The 25,129-nt window shown below is 64.6% G+C and carries 17 protein-coding genes; 15 read left to right on the top strand and 2 right to left on the bottom strand.

Annotated elements, in window-relative coordinates:
* Window positions 1–7 precede the first annotated feature (7 nt).
* On the bottom strand, window positions 8–1,039 hold the full coding sequence (locus FME97_RS06590; RefSeq protein WP_141428447.1) for a glycoside hydrolase family 130 protein: 1,032 nt from the start codon (window positions 1,037–1,039) through the stop codon (window positions 8–10).
* A 532-nt stretch (window positions 1,040–1,571) separates the two neighbouring features.
* Here FME97_RS06590 and FME97_RS06585 point away from each other — a divergent pair.
* From FME97_RS06585 to FME97_RS06565, 5 genes are all read left to right on the top strand, one after another.
* Window positions 1,572–3,383: a glycoside hydrolase family 2 protein gene (locus tag FME97_RS06585; RefSeq protein ID WP_141428446.1), complete on the top strand. Its 1,812-nt coding sequence runs from the start codon at window positions 1,572–1,574 to the stop codon at window positions 3,381–3,383.
* A 40-nt stretch (window positions 3,384–3,423) separates the two neighbouring features.
* Entirely contained in the window at window positions 3,424–4,551 is a 1,128-nt protein-coding gene (locus FME97_RS06580) for an aldose epimerase family protein (protein ID WP_141428445.1), read from the top strand.
* Window positions 4,552–4,808: 257 nt separating this feature from the next.
* Window positions 4,809–7,007, top strand: coding sequence for an ATP-dependent DNA helicase RecG (gene recG, locus FME97_RS06575; protein ID WP_262710150.1), 2,199 nt, complete (start codon window positions 4,809–4,811; stop codon window positions 7,005–7,007).
* Window positions 7,008–7,051: 44 nt separating this feature from the next.
* Window positions 7,052–7,849 (top strand): DUF3108 domain-containing protein, encoded by a 798-nt coding sequence (locus FME97_RS06570; protein WP_141428443.1) that lies wholly within the window; start codon window positions 7,052–7,054, stop codon window positions 7,847–7,849.
* Between the two features lie 101 nt (window positions 7,850–7,950).
* Window positions 7,951–8,889, top strand: a complete 939-nt coding sequence (locus tag FME97_RS06565) for a hypothetical protein (RefSeq protein WP_141428442.1) — start codon at window positions 7,951–7,953, stop codon at window positions 8,887–8,889.
* A gap of 379 nt (window positions 8,890–9,268) precedes the next feature.
* Here the strand turns inward: FME97_RS06565 and FME97_RS06560 are convergent, their stop codons facing one another.
* Entirely contained in the window at window positions 9,269–10,273 is a 1,005-nt protein-coding gene (locus FME97_RS06560) for an ROK family protein (RefSeq protein ID WP_141428441.1), read from the bottom strand.
* Between the two features lie 118 nt (window positions 10,274–10,391).
* Here FME97_RS06560 and FME97_RS06555 point away from each other — a divergent pair, with 118 nt between their 5' ends.
* The 10 genes from FME97_RS06555 to FME97_RS06510 all read left to right on the top strand — a co-directional run bounded on the left by FME97_RS06555 (window position 10,392) and on the right by FME97_RS06510 (window position 25,113).
* Window positions 10,392–11,363, top strand: coding sequence for a polyprenyl synthetase family protein (locus tag FME97_RS06555; RefSeq protein WP_141428440.1), 972 nt, complete (start codon window positions 10,392–10,394; stop codon window positions 11,361–11,363).
* A gap of 139 nt (window positions 11,364–11,502) precedes the next feature.
* Window positions 11,503–12,768, top strand: coding sequence for a peptidase U32 family protein (locus FME97_RS06550; RefSeq protein ID WP_141428439.1), 1,266 nt, complete (start codon window positions 11,503–11,505; stop codon window positions 12,766–12,768).
* 3 nt (window positions 12,769–12,771) lie between these two features.
* Window positions 12,772–13,911, top strand: a complete 1,140-nt coding sequence (locus FME97_RS06545; protein ID WP_141428438.1) for an acyltransferase family protein — start codon at window positions 12,772–12,774, stop codon at window positions 13,909–13,911.
* Window positions 13,912–14,142: 231 nt separating this feature from the next.
* Window positions 14,143–14,331, top strand: coding sequence for a hypothetical protein (locus tag FME97_RS06540; RefSeq protein ID WP_141428437.1), 189 nt, complete (start codon window positions 14,143–14,145; stop codon window positions 14,329–14,331).
* A 191-nt stretch (window positions 14,332–14,522) separates the two neighbouring features.
* Window positions 14,523–15,899 carry an MFS transporter gene (locus FME97_RS06535; RefSeq protein WP_141429975.1) on the top strand — a complete coding sequence of 459 codons (1,377 nt, stop codon included), beginning with the start codon at window positions 14,523–14,525 and terminating at the stop codon, window positions 15,897–15,899.
* Window positions 15,896–17,122: a S66 peptidase family protein gene (locus tag FME97_RS06530; RefSeq protein ID WP_198418186.1), complete on the top strand. Its 1,227-nt coding sequence runs from the start codon at window positions 15,896–15,898 to the stop codon at window positions 17,120–17,122. The genes FME97_RS06535 and FME97_RS06530 overlap by 4 nt, the downstream gene beginning before the upstream one ends.
* A gap of 172 nt (window positions 17,123–17,294) precedes the next feature.
* Window positions 17,295–18,686 carry an aminopeptidase P family protein gene (locus tag FME97_RS06525; RefSeq protein ID WP_141428436.1) on the top strand — a complete coding sequence of 464 codons (1,392 nt, stop codon included), beginning with the start codon at window positions 17,295–17,297 and terminating at the stop codon, window positions 18,684–18,686.
* Window positions 18,687–18,752: 66 nt separating this feature from the next.
* The gene (locus tag FME97_RS06520; protein ID WP_141428435.1) at window positions 18,753–19,883 is read left to right on the top strand and encodes a DUF418 domain-containing protein; all 1,131 of its coding nucleotides are present in this window, start codon (window positions 18,753–18,755) and stop codon (window positions 19,881–19,883) included.
* A 308-nt stretch (window positions 19,884–20,191) separates the two neighbouring features.
* Window positions 20,192–22,351: an elongation factor G gene (locus FME97_RS06515; protein ID WP_141428434.1), complete on the top strand. Its 2,160-nt coding sequence runs from the start codon at window positions 20,192–20,194 to the stop codon at window positions 22,349–22,351.
* A 533-nt stretch (window positions 22,352–22,884) separates the two neighbouring features.
* Window positions 22,885–25,113, top strand: coding sequence for an inorganic phosphate transporter (locus FME97_RS06510; protein WP_141428433.1), 2,229 nt, complete (start codon window positions 22,885–22,887; stop codon window positions 25,111–25,113).
* Window positions 25,114–25,129 lie beyond the last annotated feature (16 nt).

Genomic DNA, 25,129 nt, shown 5'->3' with positions numbered 1-25,129 from the left:
AACTGATCTATTTCAGCGATTCCAGAATCTCCCGCACCGAGAGGTCGGCCCGGCAGATCACCTCGTCCGACGCGCCGTAGTACATGACGATGCGGTCGCCCTCGACGATGTGGCCGTTGGTGAAGATGACGTTTCCGAAGAACCCCGTCAGCTCGTAGGGGGCCGACGGCTCCATGATCGGCCGGTCGCTGCGTGCGAGCACCTTCGAGGGGTCCGCCGCGTCGAGCAGCATGGCCCCGAGGCAGTAGCGGTTGTCGCCGTCGGCGCCGTGGTAGATCATGAGCCACCCCTCGCCGGTCCGTATCGGGGCGCAGCCCGCCCCGATGCGCGCGCTGTCCCACATTCCCTTGCGCGTGCGGGCCACGCAGCGGTGGTTGCCCCAGTGGCGCAGGTCGCGGCTCTCGGCGATCCAGATGTAATTGCCGCCGATCTCGGGGCTGCTCGGACGGTGGAGCATATAATATAGGTCTCCGATCCGCTCGTCGAAAAGCGTGCAGTCCTTGTTGTGGGGAGGCAGCACCAGCCCGTAGTCGGTGAAACGCTTCCAGTCCGTCGTGCTGCGCATCCGCACGGCCACGCCGTTGGCCGACACCGCGGTATAGGTCAGGTAATACGTCCCTTCGAGCAGCGTGACGCGGCAGTCCTCGATGCCGTAGGACTCGTAGGCGTCGCTGCCGAAGATCGGCCCGTAGCCCGGCTCTTCGGCAAAACGGACGCCGTCCGTGCTGCTCATGAGCCGCAGGTGGGACATGGTCGTAAGGTAATCGCTGCCCTTGTAGCTGATGACCCGCGGATCCGACAGGTCCAGCTCCGGCGAGGAGGAGGGCACGCGCATGACCGTAATCCGGTTCGCGTCGTCGAGCAGCGGGAAGCTGATCTCGCCCTCGCGCTGTTCGGGCCGCTCGGCGACCCGGATCAGCAGCCAGGTCTTTCCGTCGAAGCGGAAAACGCCCGGATTGAGCAGACATTCGATCTTCATGGACTCCTGACTCGGCGCAAGGTCGCGGGGTGTCAGAATCGGGTTGTTCGCGTAACGCATAGCGGCTGATTTTTGTAAAACAAAGGTAGATTTTCTCCTGTGCCGAATTGTATACTATCCTCCCAAAAGAGTATAATATGGAGACAAAAGCCCGTTTCACCCCCCCCCGATACAAAACATAACACACTACACATCAACACAATACGAACCAAAAATCCCATTATACGCCGCTGCGATGCCCGTACACTTCCACATGTGCGGCCCCCTTTTCCGCGTCCGGCGGTGCGTATGCGCGGAGTATATCCGGACACCGCGCCGCCGTCGCCGGAAAAGCCGTCCGAAGACACTTTCCCTTCCCGGCCGAAGCCGGAAATCGGCGGGTCTGCCGGAAACGCCTCCGCGACGAGGCCGACACCCGGACGTACCGTGCCGACGCCGGATACAGCGAGGCCGTCGTCCGGCCCGTTCCCGGACCCCGCGCTCCCGCCGGAGAGGCCGAAAGCCGGAAATCGGGCTGCAAATTTGCAAAAACGGCGGGAATTTTCTATTTTTAGGATTCGAAAAGATCAATCCCGCTACACCTATTTTTATTATGAAAAGAACCTTCCTGCTGACCGCCGCCATTTTGGCGGCACTCTCCGCCGCGGCGCAATGGCAGCCCGCCGGCGACCGCATCAAAACCGTCTGGGGCGAGAATCTCGACCCGCAGAACGTCCTGCCCGAATACCCGCGCCCGCAACTGGTCCGCGGCGAGTGGCAGAACCTCAACGGCCTGTGGAACTACGCGATCCGCCCGCTGGGCGAAACGCCCGAAGAATTCGACGGCGAGATTCTCGTGCCGTTCGCCGCGGAGTCGGCGCTCTCGGGCGTGGGCCGATGCCCCGGCGCCGCGAACGGTCTCTGGTACGAACGGACCTTCTCCGTTCCGGAGAAATGGCACGGCAAACGGGTGCTGCTGCACTTCGGCGCCGTGGACTGGAAGACCGACGTCTGGGTGAACGGCATCGCCGTCGGCTCGCACACGGGCGGCTTCACCCCCTTCGCGTTCGACATCACCGAAGCCCTGGCGAAAAACGGCAACACCCTCCGCGTCCGGGTCTGGGACCCCACCGAGAAGAGCTACCAGCCGCGCGGCAAACAGTCCGACAGGCCCGAAGGCATCTGGTACTCGTCCGTGAGCGGCATCTGGCAGACCGTGTGGCTCGAAGCCGTGCCGCAGCGGTACATCCGCGAGGTGCGGACGACGCCCGATCTCGACCGGAAACGGTTCCTCGTCGAAGCGCCCCTCTCGGAGGCGGTTCCCGGAGACCTCGTCGAAGTCGCGCTCTACGACGGGGAGACGCAGGTGGCCGCCGGCCGCGCGCTCAACGGCGCCCCCGTGGAGCTGTCCGTGGCGGAGCCGAAGCTCTGGAGCCCCGACACGCCCTTCCTCTACGACCTGAAGGTGACGCTGCGCCACGACGGCCGTATCGTGGACCAGGTGCGCAGCTATACGGCGATGCGCAAGTTCTCGACCGGACGCGACCGCCACAACGTCCCGCGGCTGATGCTCAACGACAAGCCCCTCTTCCAGTTCGGCCCGCTCGATCAGGGCTGGTGGCCCGACGGGCTCTACACGGCCCCGACGGACGAGGCGCTGGCCTACGACATCGTGAAGACCAAGGAGCTGGGCTACAACATGATCCGCAAGCACGTGAAAGTAGAGCCGGCACGCTGGTACTACCACTGCGACAAGGCGGGCATCATCGTCTGGCAGGACATGCCCAGCGGCGACATCACCCCCGGCTCGCCCCGCTGGCAGATGAACCGGTACTTCACGGGCGAGGAGAAGCAGCGGTCGCCCGAATCCGAAGCCTGCTACCGCAAGGAGTGGCGCGAGATCATCGACTGCCTCCGTCCGTTCGTCTCGATCGGCGTGTGGGTTCCCTTCAACGAGACGTGGGGCCAGTTCAAGACGCCCGAAATCGCCGCGTGGACCAAGGCCTACGACCCGACGCGCCTCGTGAACGCCGCCAGCGGCGGCAACCACTACCGGGCGGGCGACATGCTCGACCAGCACAACTACCCCATGCCCGCGCTGCTGCTCTTCGACACCGACCGCGTATCGGTGCTGGGCGAATTCGGCGGCATCGGCCAGGTCGTCGAAGGCCACCTCTGGGAGAAGGACCGCAACTGGGGTTACGTACGCTTCAACTCGCCGCGCGAAGTGACCGACGAGTACGAAAAGTACGCCGAGGAGCTGCTCCGCCACCTGCGCTACTTCTCGGCGGCGGTCTATACGCAGACCTCCGACGTCGAGACCGAGGTGAACGGCCTGATGACCTACGACCGCAAGGTGATGAAGGTCGAGCCGGAACGCATCCGGGAGATCAACCGCAAGGTCTGCAACGCACTGAACGAATAACCGCCTCCCGGCCCGTCCGGGAGCCAACGACACGAAAAAGATGAAACGAACGCTTATCGCCGCGGCGCTGCTTCTGGCCGCCTGCGGCTCCGACACGGAAACAGACGAGATCCGGCTGCTGCCCGCCGAAGCCTTCCGCCGCACGGTGGACGGCAAGGCGGTGGAGCTGTACACCCTCCGCGCGGGCGACATCGCACTGCAGGCGACCAACTACGGAGGGCGCGTCGTGGCGCTCTGGACGCCCGACCGCGAAGGCCGCTACGAGGATATCGTGCTGGGCTACGAATCGCTCGACCGCTACATCGACAACCGGGGCGAACGCTTCCTCGGGGCCGTCGTGGGTCCCTATGCCAACCGCATCGCCGGGGGCCGCTTCACGCTCGACGGCAAACAGTACACGCTGCCGACGAACGACCACGGACAGACCCTCCACGGAGGCATGACGGGGTTGGACCGCGTCGTCTGGGACGTGGTGTCGGCCGACGAACGGCAGCTCGTCCTCGGCTACCTGCACAAGGACGGCGAGGAGGGATTTCCCGGGAACCTCCGGATCCGGATGACCTACTCCGTGACGCCCGAAAACGAGTTCCGCGTCGATTACGAGGCGACGACCGACGCTCCGACGGTGGTGAACCTCTCGCACCACTCCTTCTTCAACCTCAAGGGCGAGGGCAACGGCACGGTGCTCGACAACGAACTGACGCTCCGCGCGAGCCGCACGACGCCGGTGGACTCGCTGCTCATCCCGACGGGCGAAACAGCCGACGTCACGGGCACGCCCTTCGACTTCCGCGAACCGCACGCCATCGGCGAGCGGATCGGAGCCGACGATCCGCAGTTGCGCAACGCCCGCGGATACGACCACAACTGGATCGCGGACCGCACGACCGACGGCGACGTGGAGTTCGTGGCCAGACTCCGCGAGCCGACGACGGGCCGCACGCTCGAAGTGTGGAGCGACCAGCCCGCCATCCAGTTCTACTGCGGCAACTTCTTCGACGGGTCGTCGGTCGGCAAGACGGGCAAACCGCTGCGCTACCGCGAATCGGTGGCCCTCGAGACGCAGAAGTACCCCGACAGTCCGAACCACCCGGCCTTCCCCTCCACGACGCTCCGGCCCGGGGAGACCTACACCCATACCTGCATCTACCGCTTCGGCGCCGAATGACGCCGAAGCGCCGCATCCCCCGAGCCCCCGGTTTCCCTCCGCGGATGCCGGGGGTTCCGGTTTCTCCCGCCGCGGAGGCAGGAGGCTGAAGCGGGAAGCGATCCGGAACAGTCCGGGCGGGCTCCGGCCCGTCCCGGGCACACCGGAGGGGGAGGGGCCCGGCCCCGAAGAAAACACGCCCCCGGAAAACACGCCCCGCCCAGGGGAGGGGGCCGCCGGAAGATTCGCCCGGAAAACACGCCCCGGGGGAATCCGCCCTGAAGGTTCGCCCGGGATACACGCCCGGAAGGCGGGAATCGGAGCCGCGGAATCCGGAATCGCGGAAAACTTCGTATATTTGTCCGATGGAGTATCTCGACAACGACATAAAGTACGTCGCGGGGGTCGGCGAAGCGCGGGCGAAAGTGCTCGAGCGCGAGCTGGGCATCCGCACGCTCGGCGACATGCTCCGCCATTACCCCTTCCGCTACATCGACCGCACGCGTATCTACCGCATCGCCGAGATCACCGATGCGGCGGGACTTTCCTACGTGCAGTTCCGCGCCCGCGTCACGGGCGTCGGCTACGCCGGAGCGGGACGCAAACGCCGCTTCACGGCCTGCGTGCAGGACCCGACGGGCTCGGCCGAGCTGGTGTGGTTCCAGGGAATCAAGTGGATCGAGAAGCGGATCGAGGTCGGACGCGAGTACCTCGTCTTCGGACGGCCGTCGTTCTACCGCGGGGAGCTGTCGATGGCCCACCCCGAACTGGAGACCGTCGAACAGGCCCTCTCGCACAAGGCCGAGAGCGGGATGCAGGGCATCTACCCTTCGACCGAGAAACTCTCGAATGTGCTGGGCGCGAAAGGCATGTACCAGATCGTCTGCAACCTTTGGACGCTCGTGCGGGAACGCATCGCCGACCCGCTGCCCGAAGCGCTGCGCACCCGCTACGGACTGATTCCGCTGCGCGAGGCCTACTACAACATCCACTTCCCCCAGTCGCAGGAGCTGCTGCGTCAGGCGCAGTACCGGCTGAAGTTCGACGAGCTGCTCGGCGTGCAGCTCAACATCCAGTCCCGGCGCACGGCGCGGCTGGCCAAGAGCGACGGCTTCCTCTTTCCGAAGGTCGGGAAGGCGTTCAACACCTTCTACAACGAAAAACTGCCCTTCCCGCTCACGGGAGCGCAGAAGCGCGTGATCCGCGAAATCCGGCAGGACACCGTGACGGGATTCCAGATGAACCGCCTCCTGCAGGGCGACGTGGGCAGCGGCAAGACCCTCGTGGCGCTGATGTCGATGCTGCTGGCCGTGGACAACGGATTCCAGGCCTGCATGATGGCTCCCACGGAGATTCTCGCCCGCCAGCACTTCACGACGATCCGCCGGATGCTCGCGGGAACGGAGGTGACGACGGCGATCCTCACCGGCGCCTCGAAGGCCCGCGAACGCCGCGAGGCGCTCGAAGGAATCGCCTCGGGCAGGGTGAACATACTGATCGGCACGCACGCGTTGATCGAGGACCGCGTGCGGTTCGCCGACCTGGGGTTCGTCGTGATCGACGAGCAGCACCGTTTCGGCGTCGAGCAGCGCGCGCGGCTCTGGACCAAGAACGCGCAGCCGCCCCATATCCTCGTGATGACCGCCACGCCGATCCCCCGCACGCTGGCCATGACGCTCTACGGCGATCTGGACGTCTCGGTGATCGACGAGCTGCCCCCCGGACGCCGGCCGGTCAAGACCTTCCGCTACACCGACGCGGCCCGGCTCAAACTTTTCGGTTTCATGCGGCAGCAGATCGCGCTGGGACGGCAGGTTTACGTCGTTTACCCGCTCATCAAGGAGTCCGAGGCGATGGACTACAAGGACCTCACGGACGGCTACGAGGCCATTTCGCGCGACTTCCCCCTGCCGCAGTACGTCACGGCGATCTGCCACGGCAAGATGAAACACGCGGACAAGGAGGAGTCGATGCGCCAGTTCAAGGAGGGCGAGGCGCAGATCCTGGTCGCCACCTCCGTGATCGAGGTGGGCGTGGACGTGCCGAACGCCACGGTCATGGTGATCGAATCGGCCGAACGCTTCGGACTGTCGCAACTCCACCAGCTGCGGGGCCGCGTGGGCCGCGGCGGCGAGCAGTCCTACTGCATCCTCATGTCGGGCGAAAAGCTCTCGCGCGAATCGCGGGCGCGGCTCGACGCCATGTGCGAGACGAACGACGGCTTCCGGCTGGCGGAACTGGACCTCAAACTGCGCGGCGCGGGCGACATCAACGGCACGCTGCAGAGCGGCATGGCATTTGATCTGAAGATCGCCAGCCCCACGGCCGACGTGCAGATACTCACCCTCTCGCGCGAGGCGGCCGTCTCGGTCCTCGAGGCCGATCCCGCGCTCGCGACGCCCGAAAACCGGGGGCTGCAGGAGCTGCGGCGCCGCTACTCGGGCCGCGAAGAGATGGATTTCTCCCGCATTTCGTAATATATTCCCGACACGACGCGTTTTACATTCAAACCGATACCGACATGAAACGATTCCTCTTCACCATACTGCTTCTGGCGGCCGCCCCGCCGCTCGCCGCACAGCTCTACCACCCGGGCGAGGTGCTCAGCTACCGCGTGAGCTACAAGGCAAAAATGTTCCCCAACACGGAGGTCGGAACCGTGGAGGTCGCGACCTCCGAGGAGACGCACGACGGCCTGACCCGCTACAAGGTGGTGGGCGCGGGACGCACGCTGCCCACCTACCGCTGGTTCTTCAACCTCGAGGACATCTACACCGTGTGGGTCGCCGCCGACGAGCTGCGCCCCGTGCGCTTCACGAGCGACATCCGCGAGGGCGACTACACCTTCGACAGCCGCTACGAATACGACTGGGACCGGTCGGTGGTCCGCACCCGCTGGCGCAGCCGCCAGCGCCCCTATCAGGAGAAGGAGATGCCCCTGACGGCGGAGAGCATGGACCCGATCGCCCTCTTCTTCAGCCTCCGGAGCGCCTCGGCCGAGGACTTCCGCGAGGGAGAGCCCGCCACGCTCCGGATGGTGCTCGAGGACACCGTGCGCCTGCTGCACTACCGCTATCTGGGGCGCGAAACCAAGAAAATCCGCAACATGGGACGCTTCCGCACGCTGAAATTCAACTGCCAGCTCGGCTCCTCGCAAGGTTTCTCGTTCACCGACGGCTCGGTCTTCACGATCTGGATCTCGGACGACGAGAACAAAATCCCGCTCTACATCGAATCCCCCGTGCGGGTGGGCAGCATCAACGCCTACATATCGGGGTACAAGGGGCTGAAATACCCGATGACGAGCCTCGTGAAGTGACCCTCCGGCCCTGCGCCGCACCGCAGGGCGGCAAAATTGCCGTTCCCGGCGGTCATGTGACTGAATTTTATTATATTTGTCCCGTAAACCTCTAACGCGTTATGGAAAACAGACAGGGATACGATCCTTCGGAATTCGAAGACGACGACTACATGAACCCGCAGCCGGCGGCCGACAAGTCGATCCGCGGCTACCGCATCGTCATCATCATCCTCTCGGCGATCCTCGTGGCGCTGTCGGTCCTCTACTACAGCATCCACCGCCAGCAGATGATCGACAACGAGCTGCTGCAGGCCGACCGCGATTCGATCCAGAACGATCTGGGCCGTCTGATGACCGACTACGACAACCTGCAGATTTCGAACGACTCGATATCGGCCAACCTCACCCTCGAACGCGAACGGGCCGACTCGCTGATGACGCGCCTGAAGAAAGAGCGGTCGTGGAACCTGGCCAAGATCAAGCAGTACGAGAAGGAGGTGGGCACGCTGCGCACGATCATGCGGGGCTACGTCCGCCAGATCGACTCGCTCAACACGCTCAACAAGAAGCTCATCAAGGAGAACGTCGGCTTCCGCAAGGAGATCTCCTCGGCCAACCTGCGCGCCGAGATGGCCGAAGAGAAGGCCGCCGAGCTGGACAACAAGGTGCGGATCGGCGCCGTGCTCCGCGCCCGCGACATTTCGCTCGCCGCGCTCAACAACAACAGCCGCGAAGTTTCGCGCATCAAGAACGCCTCGCGCCTGCGCGTGGACTTCACCCTTTCGGCCAACGAGCTGGCTTCGCCCGGCAACAAGGCGCTCTACGTGCGCATCACCTCGCCCGACGGCTACGTGCTGACCACCGAGGAGATGCCGACCTTCGAGTTCGAGGGCGAACGGCTGAGCTATTCGGCCGTGCGCGAGGTCGAATACGACAACACGAAGGACCTCGGCGTGGGTATCTTCTACACCAGCACGGGATTCACCGCCGGAACCTACAAGATCCAGATTTACTGCGAAGGCCGCCTGATCGGCCAGACCGACGTGGCGATGCGATAGTCCGGAGCGAAAAATCCGGCACCGACTTAGGAGCGGGCAAGGACGGTACGGCCGAAAGAGCGGCAAGAGCGCACCGACACGAAGGAGCGGGAGGGACGACACCGGCGAAAGAGCGCAAGGACGCACCGACAAAGGAGCGGGAGAGACGGCACCGGCTGAAAGAGCGGGAGGGACCCGACGGAAAGGACGGAACGACCGGGAAACACGGACGGAGAGACCCGGACCAATGCCTGCCCCCCTCCCGACCGCGAATACACGAATACACGAAAAGAATCCCGGCCCACGTGTATGGACCGGGATTCTTCATGGAAACCCGTGAAAAAGGGGCGGAACCCGCGTCCCGCCCCTCGCTTCCGGGGGAAACTCCGCCGGAAAGACTTTATCTCGCAGCTTCCTGCCAGATCAGCGCCGAGGCGCCGAGGATGGCGGCGTTCTTGCCCTGAATGCCGCTCGGGAGCAGCTTCACCTTGTTCTTGAATACGAAGAGCATGTTCTCCTCCATATACCACTGCGTAGGCTCGAAGAGCAGCTTGCCGGCCTTCGACAACCCGCCGAAGAGGAAGATCGCCTCCGGAGAGGTGACCGTCACCACGTCGGCCAGCGCCCGGCCCAGCATCTCGCCCGTGAAACGGAACGCCTCGAGCGCGATGGGGTCGCCCTGTTCTGCGGCGGCCGAAACCATCGAAGCGTCGAAATCGTCGTACGCGATGCTGCGCAACTTGCTCGGAGCGGTCATTTTGGCCATCAACTCGAAAGCCGTGCGCTTGATGCCCGTCGCCGAGACGTAAGCCTCCAGACACCCCCGGCGGCCGCAGCCGCACTCGCGGCCGTTGCGCTCGACGATGACATGGCCGAACTCGCCGGCGAAGCCGTCGTCGCCGTAGATCATCTCGCCGTTGGCCACGAAACCCGAACCGAGCCCCGTGCCGAGCGTGATCATGATGAAATCCTTCATGCCCTTGGCGTTGCCGTAGATCATCTCGCCGATCGTCGCCGCATTGGCATCGTTCGTAATGAGCGTCTTCACGCCGCCGAAACAGTTCGAAATGTCGCTCGCCAGCGGAAAGATGCGGCGGCTCTCGTCGGGATTGGGGTCTCCGTCCCGGAATTTCCACAGATTGGCGGGCGTCTCGACCGTTCCCTTGTGGTAGTTGGCGTTGGGCGCGCCGATGCCGATGCCCGTCAGCTCGTAATCGAACGAAAGGCTCTTGGCCATGGCATGCATGGCGTCGCACAAATCCTGCACATAGGCCGGATAGTCGTCCACATACGGATATTTCTTGGTCGAAATGACCGATTCGGCATAGAGGTCGCCGTTTTCATCCACAAGACCGAAAGCGGTGTTGATACCGCCGATATCCACGCCGATAGCGAGTTTTTTCATAGCAGGTTTCAGGTTAAAAGTTAAAAATGTAAGGCCAAAGTTAGTGGAAAATTCGGCCACTCCAAACTTTTTTCCTACTTTTGGGACTGATTCAGACTCAAAACGCATCCAGTAAACCATGCAAACCAACGAGCAACTTCTCTCGGTGATCGAGAATTACCTGGCACAAACCGAACTCCCGGCCGAACCCGAACTGCTGTACGCGCCGATCGGCTATTCGCTCTCCGGAGGCGGCAAACGGCTGCGGCCGATGCTCGTCATGCTCTCGTGCGGCATCTTCTCCGACGATGCGCTGCAGGCGCTTCCCGCGGCGGCGGCCGTCGAGATGTTCCACAATTTCACGCTCCTGCACGACGACATCATGGACAACGCCGCCGTGCGGCGGGGCAAGCCGTCGGTCTTCGCCCGGTGGGGGCAGAACGTGGCGATCCTCTCGGGCGACGCCATGATGATCAGTTCCTACCGGCTGCTGAGCGGCGTGCCCCCGCGCCTGCTGCCGCAGATACTCGCCACGTTCAACGAAATGGCGCTCGAGGTGTGCGAGGGCCAGCAGTACGACATGGATTTCGAAATGAAACCCAAAGTCTCGGTCGTCGATTACATGCACATGATCGAGCTGAAGACTTCGGCGCTGCTGTCCGGCGCCGTGGCCATCGGCGCGATGCTGGGCGGCGCCTCGGAGGAGGACTGCCGCAAACTGCGCCGCTTCGCCCTCGAACTGGGGCTGGCCTTCCAGCTGCAGGACGACCTGCTGGACAGCTACGGCGACGAGGAGCTGGGCAAAGCCATCGGCGGCGACATCCTCGAAGGCAAGAAGACCTACCTGATGGTGACGGCGATGAGCCGCGCCGACGAGCCCACGCGCGAAGTGCTCCGCCGGACCTACCGCGACGAGCGGCTCACGGATGCGGAGAAGATCGCCGCCGTGAAGCGGATCTACGACCGGCTGGACGTGCGCCACCTCACCGAACAGCAGATTTCGCTGCGCTTCGACCGCGCGCTGGCGGTCCTCGGCTCCCTCTCGGTGGACCCCGCGCGCACGCTGCGGATGCGCGAATACGCCGAAAGCCTGGTGGACCGGAAGAAATAACCGGAAGAAGCGGTCCGGAGGCCCGGACAGGGAAACGCACGGCGGCTCCCGACAGAAACGGCCCGGGACCGAAGCCGGCCGGGAAACCGGGAGAAAATACGGCCCGAAGAGGCCGGACAACCGAAAAACAATCCGAAAATTGAAACGTTCCGACATAGAGATCATGGCCCCCGTGGGGTCGTACGAATCGCTCGCCGCAGCCATTCAGGCCGGAGCCGACGCCGTCTATTTCGGCGTGGGGAAACTCAACATGCGCTCGGCTTCTGCGGCCAACTTCTCGCTCGACGATCTGGCGCGGATCGTCGCCACGGCCCACGCCGCAGGGGTGAAGGCCTACCTGACGGTGAACACCGTCGTCTATGAGGAGGAGATCACGACGGTCCACGAGGTGATCGACCGGGCCAGGGCCGAGGGCGTGGACGCCGTCATCGCCTCGGACATGGCGGCGATCCTCTACGCCCGGCGCATCGGACAGGAGGTGCACATCTCGACCCAGTGCAACATTTCGAACTCCGAGGCGGTGAAGTTCTACGCCCAGTGGGCCGACACGGTGGTGCTGGCCCGCGAGCTGTCGCTCGAGCAGGTGGCCGAAATCCGCCGCCGCATCGTGGAGAACGACATCCGCGGACCGCGCGGCGAACTGGTCGAGATCGAAATGTTCGCCCACGGCGCGCTCTGCATGTCGATCTCGGGCAAATGCTACCTCTCGCTCTACGAAACGGGCTGCTCGGCCAACCGCGGCGCCTGCCGCCAGCTGTGCCGCCGGAAGTACACCGTGCGCGACAAGGAGACCGGCGCCGAGCTGGACGTGGACGGACGCTATGTGCTCTCGCCCAAGGACCTCTGCACGATCGACTTCCTCGACCGCATGCTCGCGGCGGGCGTCCGGGTGCTGAAGATCGAGGGACGCGCCCGCGGCGCGGAGTACGTCAAGCGCGTCGTGGAGTGCTACGACGAGGCGCTGCGCGCCATCGAGGCGGGAAGCTACACGCCCCGCCTGGCCGCGGAGCTGAAGGAGCGGCTGCGGACGGTATTCAACCGCGGCTTCTGGGAAGGCTACTACGCCGGACGCCCCGTCGCGGAACACAGCCCGGCCTACGGCTCCTCGGCCACGCGCCGCAAGGTCTATGTAGGGAAAGTGACGAATTTCTACAAAAAACTCTCCGTGGCCGAAGTGCTCGTCGAGGCGGCGCCGCTCGCCGTCGGCGAGGAGCTCTTCTTCCTCGGAGCGACGACGGGCATGGCCGAACAGCGGCTCGAGGAACTGCACGGTCCCGACGGCACGCCGGCGCAGGAGGTCTCGCAGGGCCGGCTCTGCGCCATCCGCACTCCGGGACCGGTCCGCCGCGGCGACCGGCTCTACAAATTCGTCGATACCGATTCGCAGGCAAACCAATCCGAATAACGCATGAACCGACCTCAAACCGACCGGCCCCCGCAAACCGCCGCCCCGCAACGGCTGCTGTCGCTCGACACGCTCCGGGGCTTCGACATGTTCTTCATCATGGGCTTCGCCGCCCTCGTCGTTTCGCTCTGCCGTCTCCGGCCGGGCGGCTTCTCCGACTGGCTCATCGCGCAGATGGGCCACGCCGAATGGGACGGATTCTTCCACCACGACACGATCTTCCCGCTGTTCCTCTTCATCGCGGGCATCTCGTTCCCCTTCTCGCTGGCCAAACAGCGTTCGAAGGGAACGAGCGAGAGGGCCATCCTCGCGAAGATCGTCCGCCGCGGCCTAACGCTCGTCCTGCTGGGACTGGTCTATAACGGACTTTTCCGGCTCGACTTCGCCACGCTGCGGCTGCCGAGCGTGCTGGGACGCATCGGACTGGCGTGGATGTTCGCCGCGCTGCTCTACATGCGCTTCGGCCTCCGCACGCGCATCGTCCTCGCGGCCGGCATTCTCGCCGCATACAGCCTCGTGCTGCATTTCGTCGGCGCGCCCGACGCCCCCGGAGCCGGCACGCTCACCCTCGAAGGCAATATCGCGGGCTATATCGACCGCCGGATCATGCCCTCGCACCTCTATCTCGACGGTTTCGATCCGGAAGGCATCCTGAGCACCTTCCCGGCCGTCGTGACGGCCATGCTGGGCATGTTCACCGGGGAGTTCGTCCGCCGGAGCGACAAACGCCTCACCGGCGGCCGCAAAGCGCTCGGCATGGCCTGCGGAGCCGCCGCGCTGCTCGCCGCCGCACTGCTCTGGAACATGTGGCAGCCGATCAACAAAAGCCTCTGGAACGGATCGTTCGTCTGCGCCGCCGGGGCCTACTCGCTCGGCATGTTCGCGCTGTTCTACTATATGATAGACGTAAGGCAATGGCGCCGCTGGACCTTCTTCTTCAAGGTGATCGGCGTCAATTCGATCACGATTTACCTCGGGCAGATGATCGTCAATTTCGGCTACACCTCGAAATTCTTCTTCGGGGGCGCGGCCTCCAAACTCCCGCCCGAGGCGGGTGCGGTCGTGCTCGGCATCGGCTACATCGCCTGCTGCTGGCTGCTGCTCTGGTTCCTCGACCGGCAGAGGATCTACTTCAAGGTGTGACGCTGCGGCGGGCGGATTTCCGCCCCGCACCGCCCCTTCCGGGAGATGCACGGGGCCGGACCGGGGACCGTTCCGATTCGAAAAGCGCGCCGCACGGCGCGCTTTTTCATGCCCGGAGACGTCTGCGACCGCCTTTCGGAAATAATTTATCGAAAAACAATAAAATTTATTTGTTTTTCGGATTTCATTGTGTATATTTGCAACGCCGAACCCGAAACGAACGCTTTCACTATGGAAACCGAATGCGTCATCCGCATCCCGATTCTTCCGCTGCCCGCCGCCGCTTTCGCCGTGCATATCGCCACGAGGCGCCGGTTCTCCGAGGCGGACGGCAGTTTTTCGCCGCCGGTGCGGATCGCGCCGCCCGTTTACGCGGAAGGAGTGCGGGAAGACTGGGGTGCATACGATACAAACCTATGAACCACAACCATTTAAAATAAAAAGTTCAAGCAGGGGAACCCCGGCGGCGGTTATCTTACCGGCCGCGGTCGCGGAAGCCCCGGATAGTTGTGTGGCGAAAGCCCGGAGAACCCGGGTTTTCGTTTTTTTCGTATCTTTGCGCCGCCATGACCCCTCCGCAGCACATAGCCCCGCCGGCAGACGGGATTCCGATGCCCCGCCGCATCTGGGCCATTCTGGCCGTGGCGTTCGGCGTCTCGCTCTCGGTGATCGACTCGACGATCGCCAACGTGGCCCTGCCGACGATCTCCCGTGCCCTCGGCATCTCCTCGGCCGACTCGATCTGGGTCGTCAATGCCTACCAGCTGGCGATCGTGGTCTCGCTGCTCTCCTTCTCGGCGCTGGGCGACCTGGTCGGCTACCGCAAGATCTACATCGGCGGCCTGGCCCTCTTCACCGCGGCGTCGGTGGGCTGCGCCCTCTCGCAGTCGCTCGGAACCCTCGTGGCGGGACGCGTCCTGCAGGGATTCGGCGCGGCGGCCGTGACGTCGGTCAATACCACCCTCATCCGCATCATCTACCCCCGCAACCGCCTCGGGCGCGGCATGGGCATCAACGCCACGGTGGTGGCCGTCTCCTCCGTGGCGGGTCCGACGCTGGCCGCCGGCGTCCTCTCGGCGGCCGAATGGCCGTGGCTCTTCGCCGTCAATATCCCCGTGGGGCTCGTCGCCCTCGCGCTGAGCCGGCGCTTCCTGCCCGCCAATCCGGTCCGGGTGCGCGACCGCCGCTTCGACTGGCGCGACGCCGCGATGAACGCCCTCGTGTTCGGACTGCTGATGGCCTCGGTCGAGGGATTCTCGCACGGACTCGATCCGCGGATCGTCGCGCTCGGCGCGGCGGTGCTGGTCCCCGTCGGCTTCGTATTCATCCGCCGCCAGCTGCGCGAGCCGTACCCGATCCTGCCGTTCGACCTGCTGCGCATCCCGATCTTCTCGGTCTCGGTGCTGACGTCGATCTGCTCGTTCCTCGCGCAGATGCTCGCCATGGTGGCGCTGCCCTTCTACCTGCAACACGCCTGCGGCTACGACGACGTGGCCACCGGCCTGCTGCTCACGGCCTGGCCCGCGGTCATCATGGTCGTGGCCCCCGTGGCCGGGCTGCTCGTCGAACGGGTCCACGCCGGCCTGCTCGGCGGAACGGGCCTCGCGGCGATGGCCGCGGGGCTGCTCCTGCTGGCTTTCCTGCCCGAACACCCCACAGACTTCGAAATCGTGTGGCGGCTCGTGTTGTGCGGTGCGGGATTCGGGCTGTTCCAGTCGCCCAACAACAGCATCCTGATCGCCTCGGCGCCTCCCGAGCGAAGCGGCTCGGCCAGCGGAATGCTCGCCACGGCCCGCCTCCTGGGACAGACCACGGGAGCCGCCCTGATGGCGTTCCTGTTCCATATCGTACCCGACGACAGCACCCATACGGCACTGCTGCTCTCCGCCGGACTGGCTCTCACGGGAGCCGTCGTAAGCCTCGCACGCCTCTCGCTCCCGCTGCCCGAAGGGCTCACCCGCCGCAAACGCCACCCCGGAAAACAATGATACGAACCCTCCTGCTCGCCGCACTCTTCACCGGCCTTCCCGCCGCCTTCCGCCCCTGCGCCGCCGGAACGGCCGCGGGCCGCACCGACACGGCCGCAACCGCCCGGATCCCGGCCGACAGCCTCCGCCCGGCAGCCCGCACCCCGGAAGAGTGCCTGCCGGACGGAAAAACCGCTTCGGCAAACACGCCGGACACAGAGTCCGCGGCCGGAACGAACCCCGCCCCGGCCGATGCCCCGGACACAAAACCCGCCGCCGAAACGGCCGCGGCCGGCACAGCGAACGCCCCCGCCCCGGCCGACACCGCGGCCTACCTCCGTCCGCCCTATCTCCGCGAAGGCGACACCATAGCCGTCGTCTCCCCCTCCGGACGCATCGCGGCCCGAGCCGACACGGCGAAGGTGCGCGAACGCCTCGAGTCGTGGGGTCTGCACGTGCTCTTCGGCACGCACTACGCCGACCGCAGCCAGCCCTACTTCGCCGGGACCGACGCCGAACGGGCCGCCGACCTGCAACGGATGCTCGACGATCCGTCGGTGAAGGCGGTCATCGCCTTCCGCGGCGGATACGGCTCGGTGCGCCTGCTGCCGTACCTCGACCTCCGGAGGCTGCGCGAGCACCCCAAATGGCTCGCGGGGTTCAGCGACATCACCACGCTGCACCTCGTCCTCCGGAGGCTCCGCATCGAGAGCATCCACGGGCAGATGCCCGCGGGATTCCTCTTCGACGAAGGGACGGAGGACCCCTCGGCCGAATCGCTCCGCGAAGCCCTCTTCGGCCTCACGCGGCGCATCGACACGCCGCCGCATCCGCTCAACCGCCCCGGACGGGCGACGGGACGCCTCGCGGGCGGGAATCTCGCGGTGATCTGCGCGGCGACGGGGACTCCCGAGGAGCTGCTCACCGATTCACCGACGGTGCTCTTCATCGAGGAGGTCGGCGAGTTCGTTTACCGCATCGACCGGATGATGCAGAGCCTCGCCCGCAGCGGAAAGCTCCGCAACCTCCGGGCGGTCGTCGTGGGACACCTGACCGACATGATGGGCGAGAAGAAATTCGGCGTCGCCGACGCCTGCCGGATCATTTCGGACTACACGCAAGAGCTCGGAATCCCCGTGCTCTTCGGCTTCCCGGCCGGACACGACGAGCCGAACCTGTCGCTCTACCTGGGACGCGAGGTGACCGTCACGGTGGACGACGGAGGGGGCTGCGTGGAGTTCTGACGCCGCGGAAACCGTACCGGCCGACGGAAGGGACCGCGGAGAACGCCCGGGCCGCCGAATCCCGGAAAAGCCGGCAGCCCGGACGCACGGAGCGCGCAGCCGCACGAAAAATACGCTCCGGCGGAACAGATTCGGGGATTTTTGCCTATTTTTGTGGAAAACAGCAAATCTTATGTTCTCTGCAAAAACCTATACCGCGCGCCGCAGCGAGCTGCGCACGAAGATCGGACAGGGCATCGTCCTGCTCCCGGGCAACGGGCTGGCCCCGAACAACTACCCCAACAACGCCTACTACTTCCGGCAGGACTCGTCGTTCCTCTACTACTTCGGGCTGAACATCCCCGCGCTGGTCGGCGTGATCGACGCCGACACGGGCGAGGAGGCGCTCTACGGCGACGACTTCACGGTGGAGGACATCATCTGGACCGGTCCGCAGCCCACCCTGCGCGAACTGGGCGCCGGGGTCGGCGTCGCGGAGACCTTCCCGACGGCGGCGCTCGAAGCGCGGCTGCGCAAGGCGATCGCACAGGGCCGCCGCATCCACTACCTGCCGCCCTACCGGGGCGAGACGAAGCTCCGGCTCTCGGCGCTGCTGGGAATCAACCCCGCCCTGCTGCACGACTACAAGTCGGTGGAACTGATGTTCGCCGTGGCCGAGATGCGCGAGAAGAAAAGCGCCGAGGAGATCGAGGAGATGGAACGCGCCTTCGAGATCGGCTACCGCATGCACACGCTGGCGATGAAGATGTGCCGTCCGGGCGTCGTCGAACGCGAAATCGCCGGCGCCATCGAGGGCATCGCCAAATCCTACGGCGCGGGACTTTCGTTCCCGTCGATCGTGACGCAGCACGGCGAGACGCTGCACAACCTCCACTGCGACGGCACGCTCGAGGAGGGACGCCTGCTGCTGTGCGACGCCGGAGGCGAGACGGTGAACAACTACTGCTCGGACCACACGCGCACCTATCCCGTCAGCGGACGCTTCACCCAGAAGCAGAAGGACGTCTACAACATCGTGCTGGCGGCCCACGACCACGTGGCCCGCATCGTCAAACCGCACATGATGTACACCGAAATCCACAACGCCGCCTACCTCACGCTGGCCGAGGGGCTGATCGGCCTCGGACTGCTCCGGGGCACCGCCGCGGACGCCGTGGCGTCGGGCGCCATGACGATGCTCATGCCTCACGGGCTGGGACACGGGCTGGGCATGGACGTACACGACTGCGAGGCGATGGGCGAACGGTCGTTCGACTTCGCCTCGATCGCCGAACGCGCCGCCCGCTCGGCCACCTGCATCTACCGCGCGGCATGGCGCATCGAGCCGGGCACAGTGCTGACCGACGAACCGGGTCTCTACTTTATCCCGGCGCTCATCGACAAGTGCCGCGCCGAAGGGCTGTACAGGGGCATCGTCGATTACGACGCGCTGGAGGCCTACCGCGACTTCGGCGGCATCCGCATCGAGGACAACATTCTCGTCACGGAGGAGGGCAGCCGGATGCTGGGCGACAGGAAGATACCCGTCACGGTCGAGGAACTCGAAACCGTCGTCGGCAAGTAACGGACCGCCGCAAAGAGAGAGGCCGGAACCCTCGCCGGGCGTCTCCGCGCACACTCCGCCCGAACCATGTACCGCACAACAGGACTTCCCAACACCCGTATCCGCGTGGCGGATGCCCTGCGGGGCATCGCCGTCGCGGGCATCATCCTCATCCACGCCTGCGAGCACTTCAACCTCTACTGGGCGGGGCTGCCGTACCGGCGCGCACTCGTCGAAGGACTGGAGGAACCCGTCGCAGGATTCATGTGGTGGCTGCTGGCGGGCAAGATGTACACGATCTTCGCCCTGCTGTTCGGCCTGAGCTTCTACGTGCAGAGCGACAACCAGGCCCAGCGGGGACGCAGCTTCACGGGGCGCTTCACCTGGCGCATGGCGCTCCTGCTGGGCATCGGTCTCGTCAATACGGCCTTCTACAACGGCGACGTACTCGTGCTCTACGCCCTGCTGGGCGTCCTGCTGCCGTGGCTCGGAAAGCTTCCGACGCGGTGGCTGTGGGCGCTCTTCGGCATACTGGCGCTCCAGCCGCTCGAACTCTTCCAGATCGCCGCCGCACGCCCGCTCTACGTCGATGCGGACGTCTGGGGCGACGCCGCCCTGCCCGCCTTCACGGAGGGCACGCTGGGCGATACGCTCCGGGCGAGCCTCCGCTACGGGCAGCCGATGACCCTCGCCTGGTATCTCAACAACGGCCGCATCACGCAGACGTTGGCCATGTTCCTGCTCGGCATGCTGCTGGGCCGCCGCCGGCTCTTCTACGACGAACCGGGCAACCGCCGCGTCTGGGGCGGCATCCTCGCGGGAAGCCTGCTCGCGGCCGTCGCCCTGGCGGCCGACTTCGGCGGGGAGGGATCGCCCCTGCGGGTGATGACCTCCGCATGGTACAACCTCGCGCAGACGATGGCGCTCGTCGCCTCCGTCGTGCTGCTCTGGTACGGATTCGGCGCCTTCCGCCGCGCCGTGGGGCCCATCTCGGCCATCGGACGCATGAGCCTGACGAACTACCTGCTGCAATCGGTGCTGGGAACCGCCGTCTTCTACAACTGGGGGCTGGGGCTCTACCGCGAGGTGGGGATCGTTTACGCGCTGCTGATCGGCACGGGCCTCGTCGTCGTGCAATACCAGTTCTCACGCCTCTGGCTGCGGCGCTTCTCCCACGGTCCGGTCGAATGGCTCTGGAAAAAGCTGACGTGGCTCTGACGGCCACACGGAACACACGCTGCGACGGGATCGCCTGATCAGGCGGTCCCGTCGCTTTCCGCCCCGCGGCAGACACCATGCCGCGGCGGACCCCGCCGGAACGGAAAGCCCGGCCGGCCCGGAGACCGGAAGCGCCGGGCCGGGCGAATCCCCCGCGCCGCATACGGAGAGCGCTCCCGTCATCCCCGAAAACAAACAAATTACCCGCCCGAAAGCCACAAAAAAGCGGCAGCGGACTTGTTTGTTCCGATTTTTTCGTATATTTATAGTCGGCTAACCGGAAATCAACCTTAAAACATAGTCGGAATATGAAAAACTATTCAGCAAAAGAGATCAAGAACATCGTACTCATCGGCGCGCCCGGCACGGGAAAGACTACCCTTGCCGAAGCGATGGCCTACGAGGGGAAGGTCATCGACCGCAGGGGTAGTATCGAGACGAACAACACGCTCTCGGACAACACGGACATCGAGCACGAATACAAACGCTCGATCTACTCCACGATCCTCTTCACGGAATTCATGGACCGCAAGCTGAACATCATCGACTGCCCGGGGTCGGACGACTTCTGCGGCAGCCTCTTCTCGGCCTTCAAGGTCGGCGACGTGGGGGTTTTCCTCTTCAACGCCCAGAACGGCTGGGAGGTGGGCAGCGAAATCCAGGCCCGCTACGCCCGGCTGCTCAAGAAACCCGTCATCGGCGTAATCAACCAGCTCGACGCCGACAAGGCCTCGTTCGAAGCGGCTTTCGAGTCGATCAGGGCCGCCTCGCGCGTGAAGCCCGTCCTGGTGCAGTATCCGGTCAATCAGGGCCCGGGCTTCGACTCGTTCATCGACGTCCTGATGATGAAGATGTACCGCTTCAAGGACCACGACGGCCACCGCGAGGAGCTGGAGATTCCCGCCGGGGAGCTGGAGAAGGCCCAGATGCTGAACAAGGAGCTGGTGGAGATGGCCGCCGAGCACGACGAGGCGCTCATGGAGCTCTATTTCGACAAGGGGACCCTCACGCAGGACGACATCCGCGCGGGGCTGAAGATCGGCGTCTCGAAACGCGAGGTGATGCCCGTGTTCTGCACCAGCGGCAAATACGACATCGGAACCAAACGCCTCATGGAATTCATCATCAACGTGGCTCCCGGTCCGCTGAAGGCCCCGGCGTTCCTCTCGACCGAAGGCGAGGAGATCGCGGCCGACGAGACGGCGCCCGCCGCAGCGTTCGTCTTCAAGAGCCAGATCGAACAGCACATCGGCGAGATCACCTACTTCCGCGTCGTCCGCGGCCGGATCGCCGAAGGCACGGAGCTGGTGAACACCCGCACGGGCAACAAGGAGAAGCTCTCGCAGCTCTTCGCCGTGGCGGGCAAGAACCGCATCAAGGTCACGGAGCTCTCGGCCGGCGACATCGGCTGCACCGTCAAACTCAAGGGCACGCGCACGAACGACACCCTCGCGGCCGCGGCGGCGCCCGTCACGATCGAACCCATCGTCTTCCCCGAACCGCGCTACCGCGCCGCCGTCAAGTGCAAGGAGCAGGGCGACGAGGAGAAGCTGGGCAAGCTGCTCAACGACGCCAAGTTCGAGGACCCGACGATTCTGGTGGAGTACTCCAAGGAGCTCAAGCAGACCATCATCCAGGGCCAGGGCGAACACCACCTCAACATCCTCCGGTCGCGCATCCTCTCCGAAAACGGCAAGCTCCAGTTCGAATACATCGCCCCGCGGATTCCCTACCGCGAGACCATCACGAAGGTCGCGCAGGCCGACTACCGCCACAAGAAGCAGTCGGGCGGCGCGGGACAGTTCGGCGAGGTGCACATGATCATCGAACCCTACTACGAGGGGATTCCCGAACCGAAGAACTACAAGGTCCCCGGCAAGGGCGACATGGTGGTAAACGTCAAGACCAAGGAGGAGTACGACCTGCCGTGGGGCGGCAAGTTGCAGTTCTACTCGGCGATCGTGGGCGGCGCCATCGACGCGCGCTTCATGCCCGCCATCCTGAAGGGCATCATGGAGAAGATGGACGAAGGCCCGCTGACGGGCTCCTACGCCCGCGACATCCGCGTGGTGATCTACGACGGCAAGATGCACCCGGTGGATTCGAACGAGATTTCGTTCAAGCTGGCGGCGCGCAACGCCTTCAAGGAGGCCTTCCGCAACGCCGGGCCCAAGATCATGGAGCCGATCTACAACGTCGAGGTCCTCGTGCCGTCGGACTACATGGGCGCCGTGATGTCCGACCTGCAGAACCGCCGCGCGATGATCGCCGGCATGGAGTCGGACAAGGGATTCGACCGGCTGAACGCCCTCGTGCCGCTGGCCGAGCTCTACCGCTATTCGACCACGCTCTCGTCGCTCACGTCGGGATCGGCCACCTACACGATGCGTTTCGCCTCCTACGAGCAGGTTCCCGCCGACGTGCAGGAGAAACTGCTGAAAGCCTACACCGACACGGACGAGGAGTAACCGCCCCGCGCTCCCTGTCTCCGCAAGCGCCGCAGCGGGCCGATGCCCGTTGCGGCGCTTTTCCGTCCGGTGACGGCCCGGCTTGCGGCCGGACACCGGAACGCGCGGTTTTCTCCGCTCGCCGGGAACGAAATTTGTATTATCCGAACTTTTTGTTACTTTTGTTTTTCAGTTCACACGGAAGCGACCGGCTTGCCGACGCAACGATCGAAACATCCGCTTCCGTCATTCCGGACAAAGGACGGCGTCCTCCGGCTCCGGAATGCGGCCGTACCTCTCCTCAATCACGGGCAGCAAGGAATCGCCCGCACATACACAGCGGCAGGAAGTTTTTCGCACCCACTTCGAATTCTTCAGGGGGCGGGAAACTGTTGCGACCTGCCGCTGTTCTTTTTTCGCTCCGCCCGGCGGCAAAACGTCCGGAACGCCGCTTCGGTGCGCCGCAACGTTAAATTAACGTTAACAATCGAATACGAAACGGTTTCATCGGCTTTTTCTCTGTAAATTTGTTCACAATTTGCACGAACCCAAGCATGAGCGAAATCTACACCGTCATTGTCGGCATTCTGGGAATTCTCGCCATATCCGGTCTCTTCGTCGGCGTCACCAACGACGCGGTAAACTTTCTCAACTCGGCCATCGGCTCCAAGGCCGCTTCGATGCGCGTCATCCTGCTGGTCGCCTCCGCGGGCATCCTCATCGGCGTCATCACCTCGAGCGGTATGATGGAGGTCGCCCGCAACGGCATGTTCGACCCGGGACTCTTCACCTTCCACGAAGTGATGATGCTCTACCTGGGGGTCATGTTCGCCAACATCATCCTGCTGGACCTCTACAACTCGTGGGGGCTGCCGACCTCGACCACCGTGTCGCTCATCTTCTGTCTGCTGGGTTCGGCCATCGCCGTGTCGATCTACAAGATCGCCGGAGACCCCGCGCAGGGCGTCTCCTCGCTCGGGCAGTACATCAACACCTCGCGCGCCATGGGCATCGTGTCGGCCATCCTGCTGTCGGTGGTCATCGCCTTCACCTGCGGCACGGTCGTCATGTACATCTCGCGCGTGATCTTCTCGTTCCGCTACACGGCGCTCTTCAGCCGCTACGGGGCCATCTGGTGCGGCGCCTCGCTCACGGCGATCATCTACTTCGCCGTCTTCAAGGGGCTCAAGACCGTGCTCGCGGGCCACGACTTCATCCAGACGGTGGACCGGCATCTGGCCGCCGCCGTACTGATCTGCTGGACGGCCTGTTCGGTTCTGCTCTACGTGATCCAGCGCTTCCGGATCAACATCCTGCGCATCACGATCCTCTCGGGAACCTTCGCCCTGGCGCTGGCCTTCGCCGGCAACGACCTGGTGAACTTCATCGGCGTACCCGTCGCCGGCTTCGACGCCTATTCGATCGCCCACCGCACGGGCGACGCCTCGATGCTCATGGGCGCCCTCAACGAGAACGTCCCGGCCAACTTCCTCGTCCTGCTGGCCGCCGGCGGCGTGATGATAGCGACGCTGTGGACCTCGAAAAAGTCGATGCACGTCTCGGCCACCGAGCTGTCGCTCTCGACGCAGAGCGACGAAGGGTCCGAACAGCAGTACGGCTCGTCGTTCTTTTCGCGCACGATCGTCCGCGCCGCGCTCAACATCAACGCCGGAGTCGAACGGGTCATCCCCCGACGGCTGCGCACGGCGATCGCCAAACGGTTCGAATACGAGGACATCGAGCACAGCGGCGCCCCCTACGACATGATCCGCGCCACGGTGAACCTCACGACCTCGGCGCTGCTCATCGCGCTGGCCACATCGCTCAAGCTCCCGCTCTCGACCACCTACGTCAGCTTCATGGTGGCGATGGGCTCGTCGCTGGCCGACCGGGCCTGGGGCCGCGAAAGCGCCGTTTACCGCATCTCGGGCGTCATGACCGTCGTGGCAGGCTGGTTCGTCACGGCGCTCGGCGGCTTCCTGATCGCCTTCGTCGTCGGACTGGCGCTCATCTACGGCGGCATCCCGGCCTTCGTCCTCATCACGCTCCTCTGCGGATACATGATCGTCCACAGCAACTTCCTGAAAAAGAACAAGGAGGCGGCCGCGACGACCCGGCGCGCCGAAACCAACGAAGACATCATCGCCGGACTGCGCGACGAGGTGTGCAGCACGATGGAGAACGCCACGCGCATCTACGACCGCACGCTGATCGCCGTCTTCAAGGAGAACCGCAAGGTGCTGCGCGACATGGTCAAGGAGTCGAACGACCTATTCTACCAGTCGCGCGAACGGAAATACACGCTGCTGCCGACGCTCCGCAAGCTACAGGGCGGCGACGTCAATACGGCCCACTACTACGTGCAGGTGGTGGACTACCTCAACGAGATGACCAAGGCGCTGATGCACATCACGCGCCCGGCGTTCGAGCACATCGACAACAACCACGAGGGCCTTTCGATGGAGCAGACGCGCGACCTCATGTCGATCAACGACGACGTGGAGACGATCTACCGCCGCATCAACCAAATGCTGCGCGAGGGCGACTTCTCGGAGATCGAGACGGTGCTGACGCTGCGCGACCAGCTCTTCGAGTCGATCGCCGAAGCCATCAAGTCGGAGCTGACGCGCATCAACGAGGCGCGGTCGAACACCAAGGCGTCGATGCTCTATCTGACGATACTCAACGAGACGAAGAACATGGTGCTCCAGTCGCGCAACCTGCTCAAGTCGCAGCAATACTTCCTCCGCCACCGCAACGAGCCGAAAAACTGGATCAAATAGCGGAAGGGGCGGGCCG

The sequence above is a fragment of the Alistipes dispar genome (genome assembly GCF_006542685.1).
GTDB classification, from domain to species: Bacteria; Bacteroidota; Bacteroidia; order Bacteroidales; family Rikenellaceae; genus Alistipes; species Alistipes dispar.
The sequence above is the reverse complement of the archived record's forward strand: the minus strand, read 5'-3'. Positions and strand labels throughout refer to the sequence as shown.

Bases quoted from the DNA above. Each gene is read 5' to 3' on its own strand.
- FME97_RS06530 (WP_198418186.1), top strand. From the start codon at position 15,896: ATGATACGAACCCTCCTGCTCGCCGCACTCTTCACCGGCCTTCCCGCC.
- FME97_RS06585 (WP_141428446.1), top strand. From the start codon at position 1,572: ATGAAAAGAACCTTCCTGCTGACCGCCGCCATTTTGGCGGCACTCTCC.
- FME97_RS06590 (WP_141428447.1), bottom strand. From the start codon at position 1,039: ATGCGTTACGCGAACAACCCGATTCTGACACCCCGCGACCTTGCGCCG.
- FME97_RS06535 (WP_141429975.1), top strand. From the start codon at position 14,523: ATGCCCCGCCGCATCTGGGCCATTCTGGCCGTGGCGTTCGGCGTCTCG.
- FME97_RS06515 (WP_141428434.1), top strand. From the start codon at position 20,192: ATGAAAAACTATTCAGCAAAAGAGATCAAGAACATCGTACTCATCGGC.
- FME97_RS06510 (WP_141428433.1), top strand. From the start codon at position 22,885: ATGAGCGAAATCTACACCGTCATTGTCGGCATTCTGGGAATTCTCGCC.
- FME97_RS06560 (WP_141428441.1), bottom strand. From the start codon at position 10,273: ATGAAAAAACTCGCTATCGGCGTGGATATCGGCGGTATCAACACCGCT.
- FME97_RS06545 (WP_141428438.1), top strand. From the start codon at position 12,772: ATGAACCGACCTCAAACCGACCGGCCCCCGCAAACCGCCGCCCCGCAA.
- FME97_RS06565 (WP_141428442.1), top strand. From the start codon at position 7,951: ATGGAAAACAGACAGGGATACGATCCTTCGGAATTCGAAGACGACGAC.
- FME97_RS06555 (WP_141428440.1), top strand. From the start codon at position 10,392: ATGCAAACCAACGAGCAACTTCTCTCGGTGATCGAGAATTACCTGGCA.
- FME97_RS06525 (WP_141428436.1), top strand. From the start codon at position 17,295: ATGTTCTCTGCAAAAACCTATACCGCGCGCCGCAGCGAGCTGCGCACG.
- FME97_RS06570 (WP_141428443.1), top strand. From the start codon at position 7,052: ATGAAACGATTCCTCTTCACCATACTGCTTCTGGCGGCCGCCCCGCCG.
- FME97_RS06520 (WP_141428435.1), top strand. From the start codon at position 18,753: ATGTACCGCACAACAGGACTTCCCAACACCCGTATCCGCGTGGCGGAT.
- FME97_RS06580 (WP_141428445.1), top strand. From the start codon at position 3,424: ATGAAACGAACGCTTATCGCCGCGGCGCTGCTTCTGGCCGCCTGCGGC.
- FME97_RS06540 (WP_141428437.1), top strand. From the start codon at position 14,143: ATGGAAACCGAATGCGTCATCCGCATCCCGATTCTTCCGCTGCCCGCC.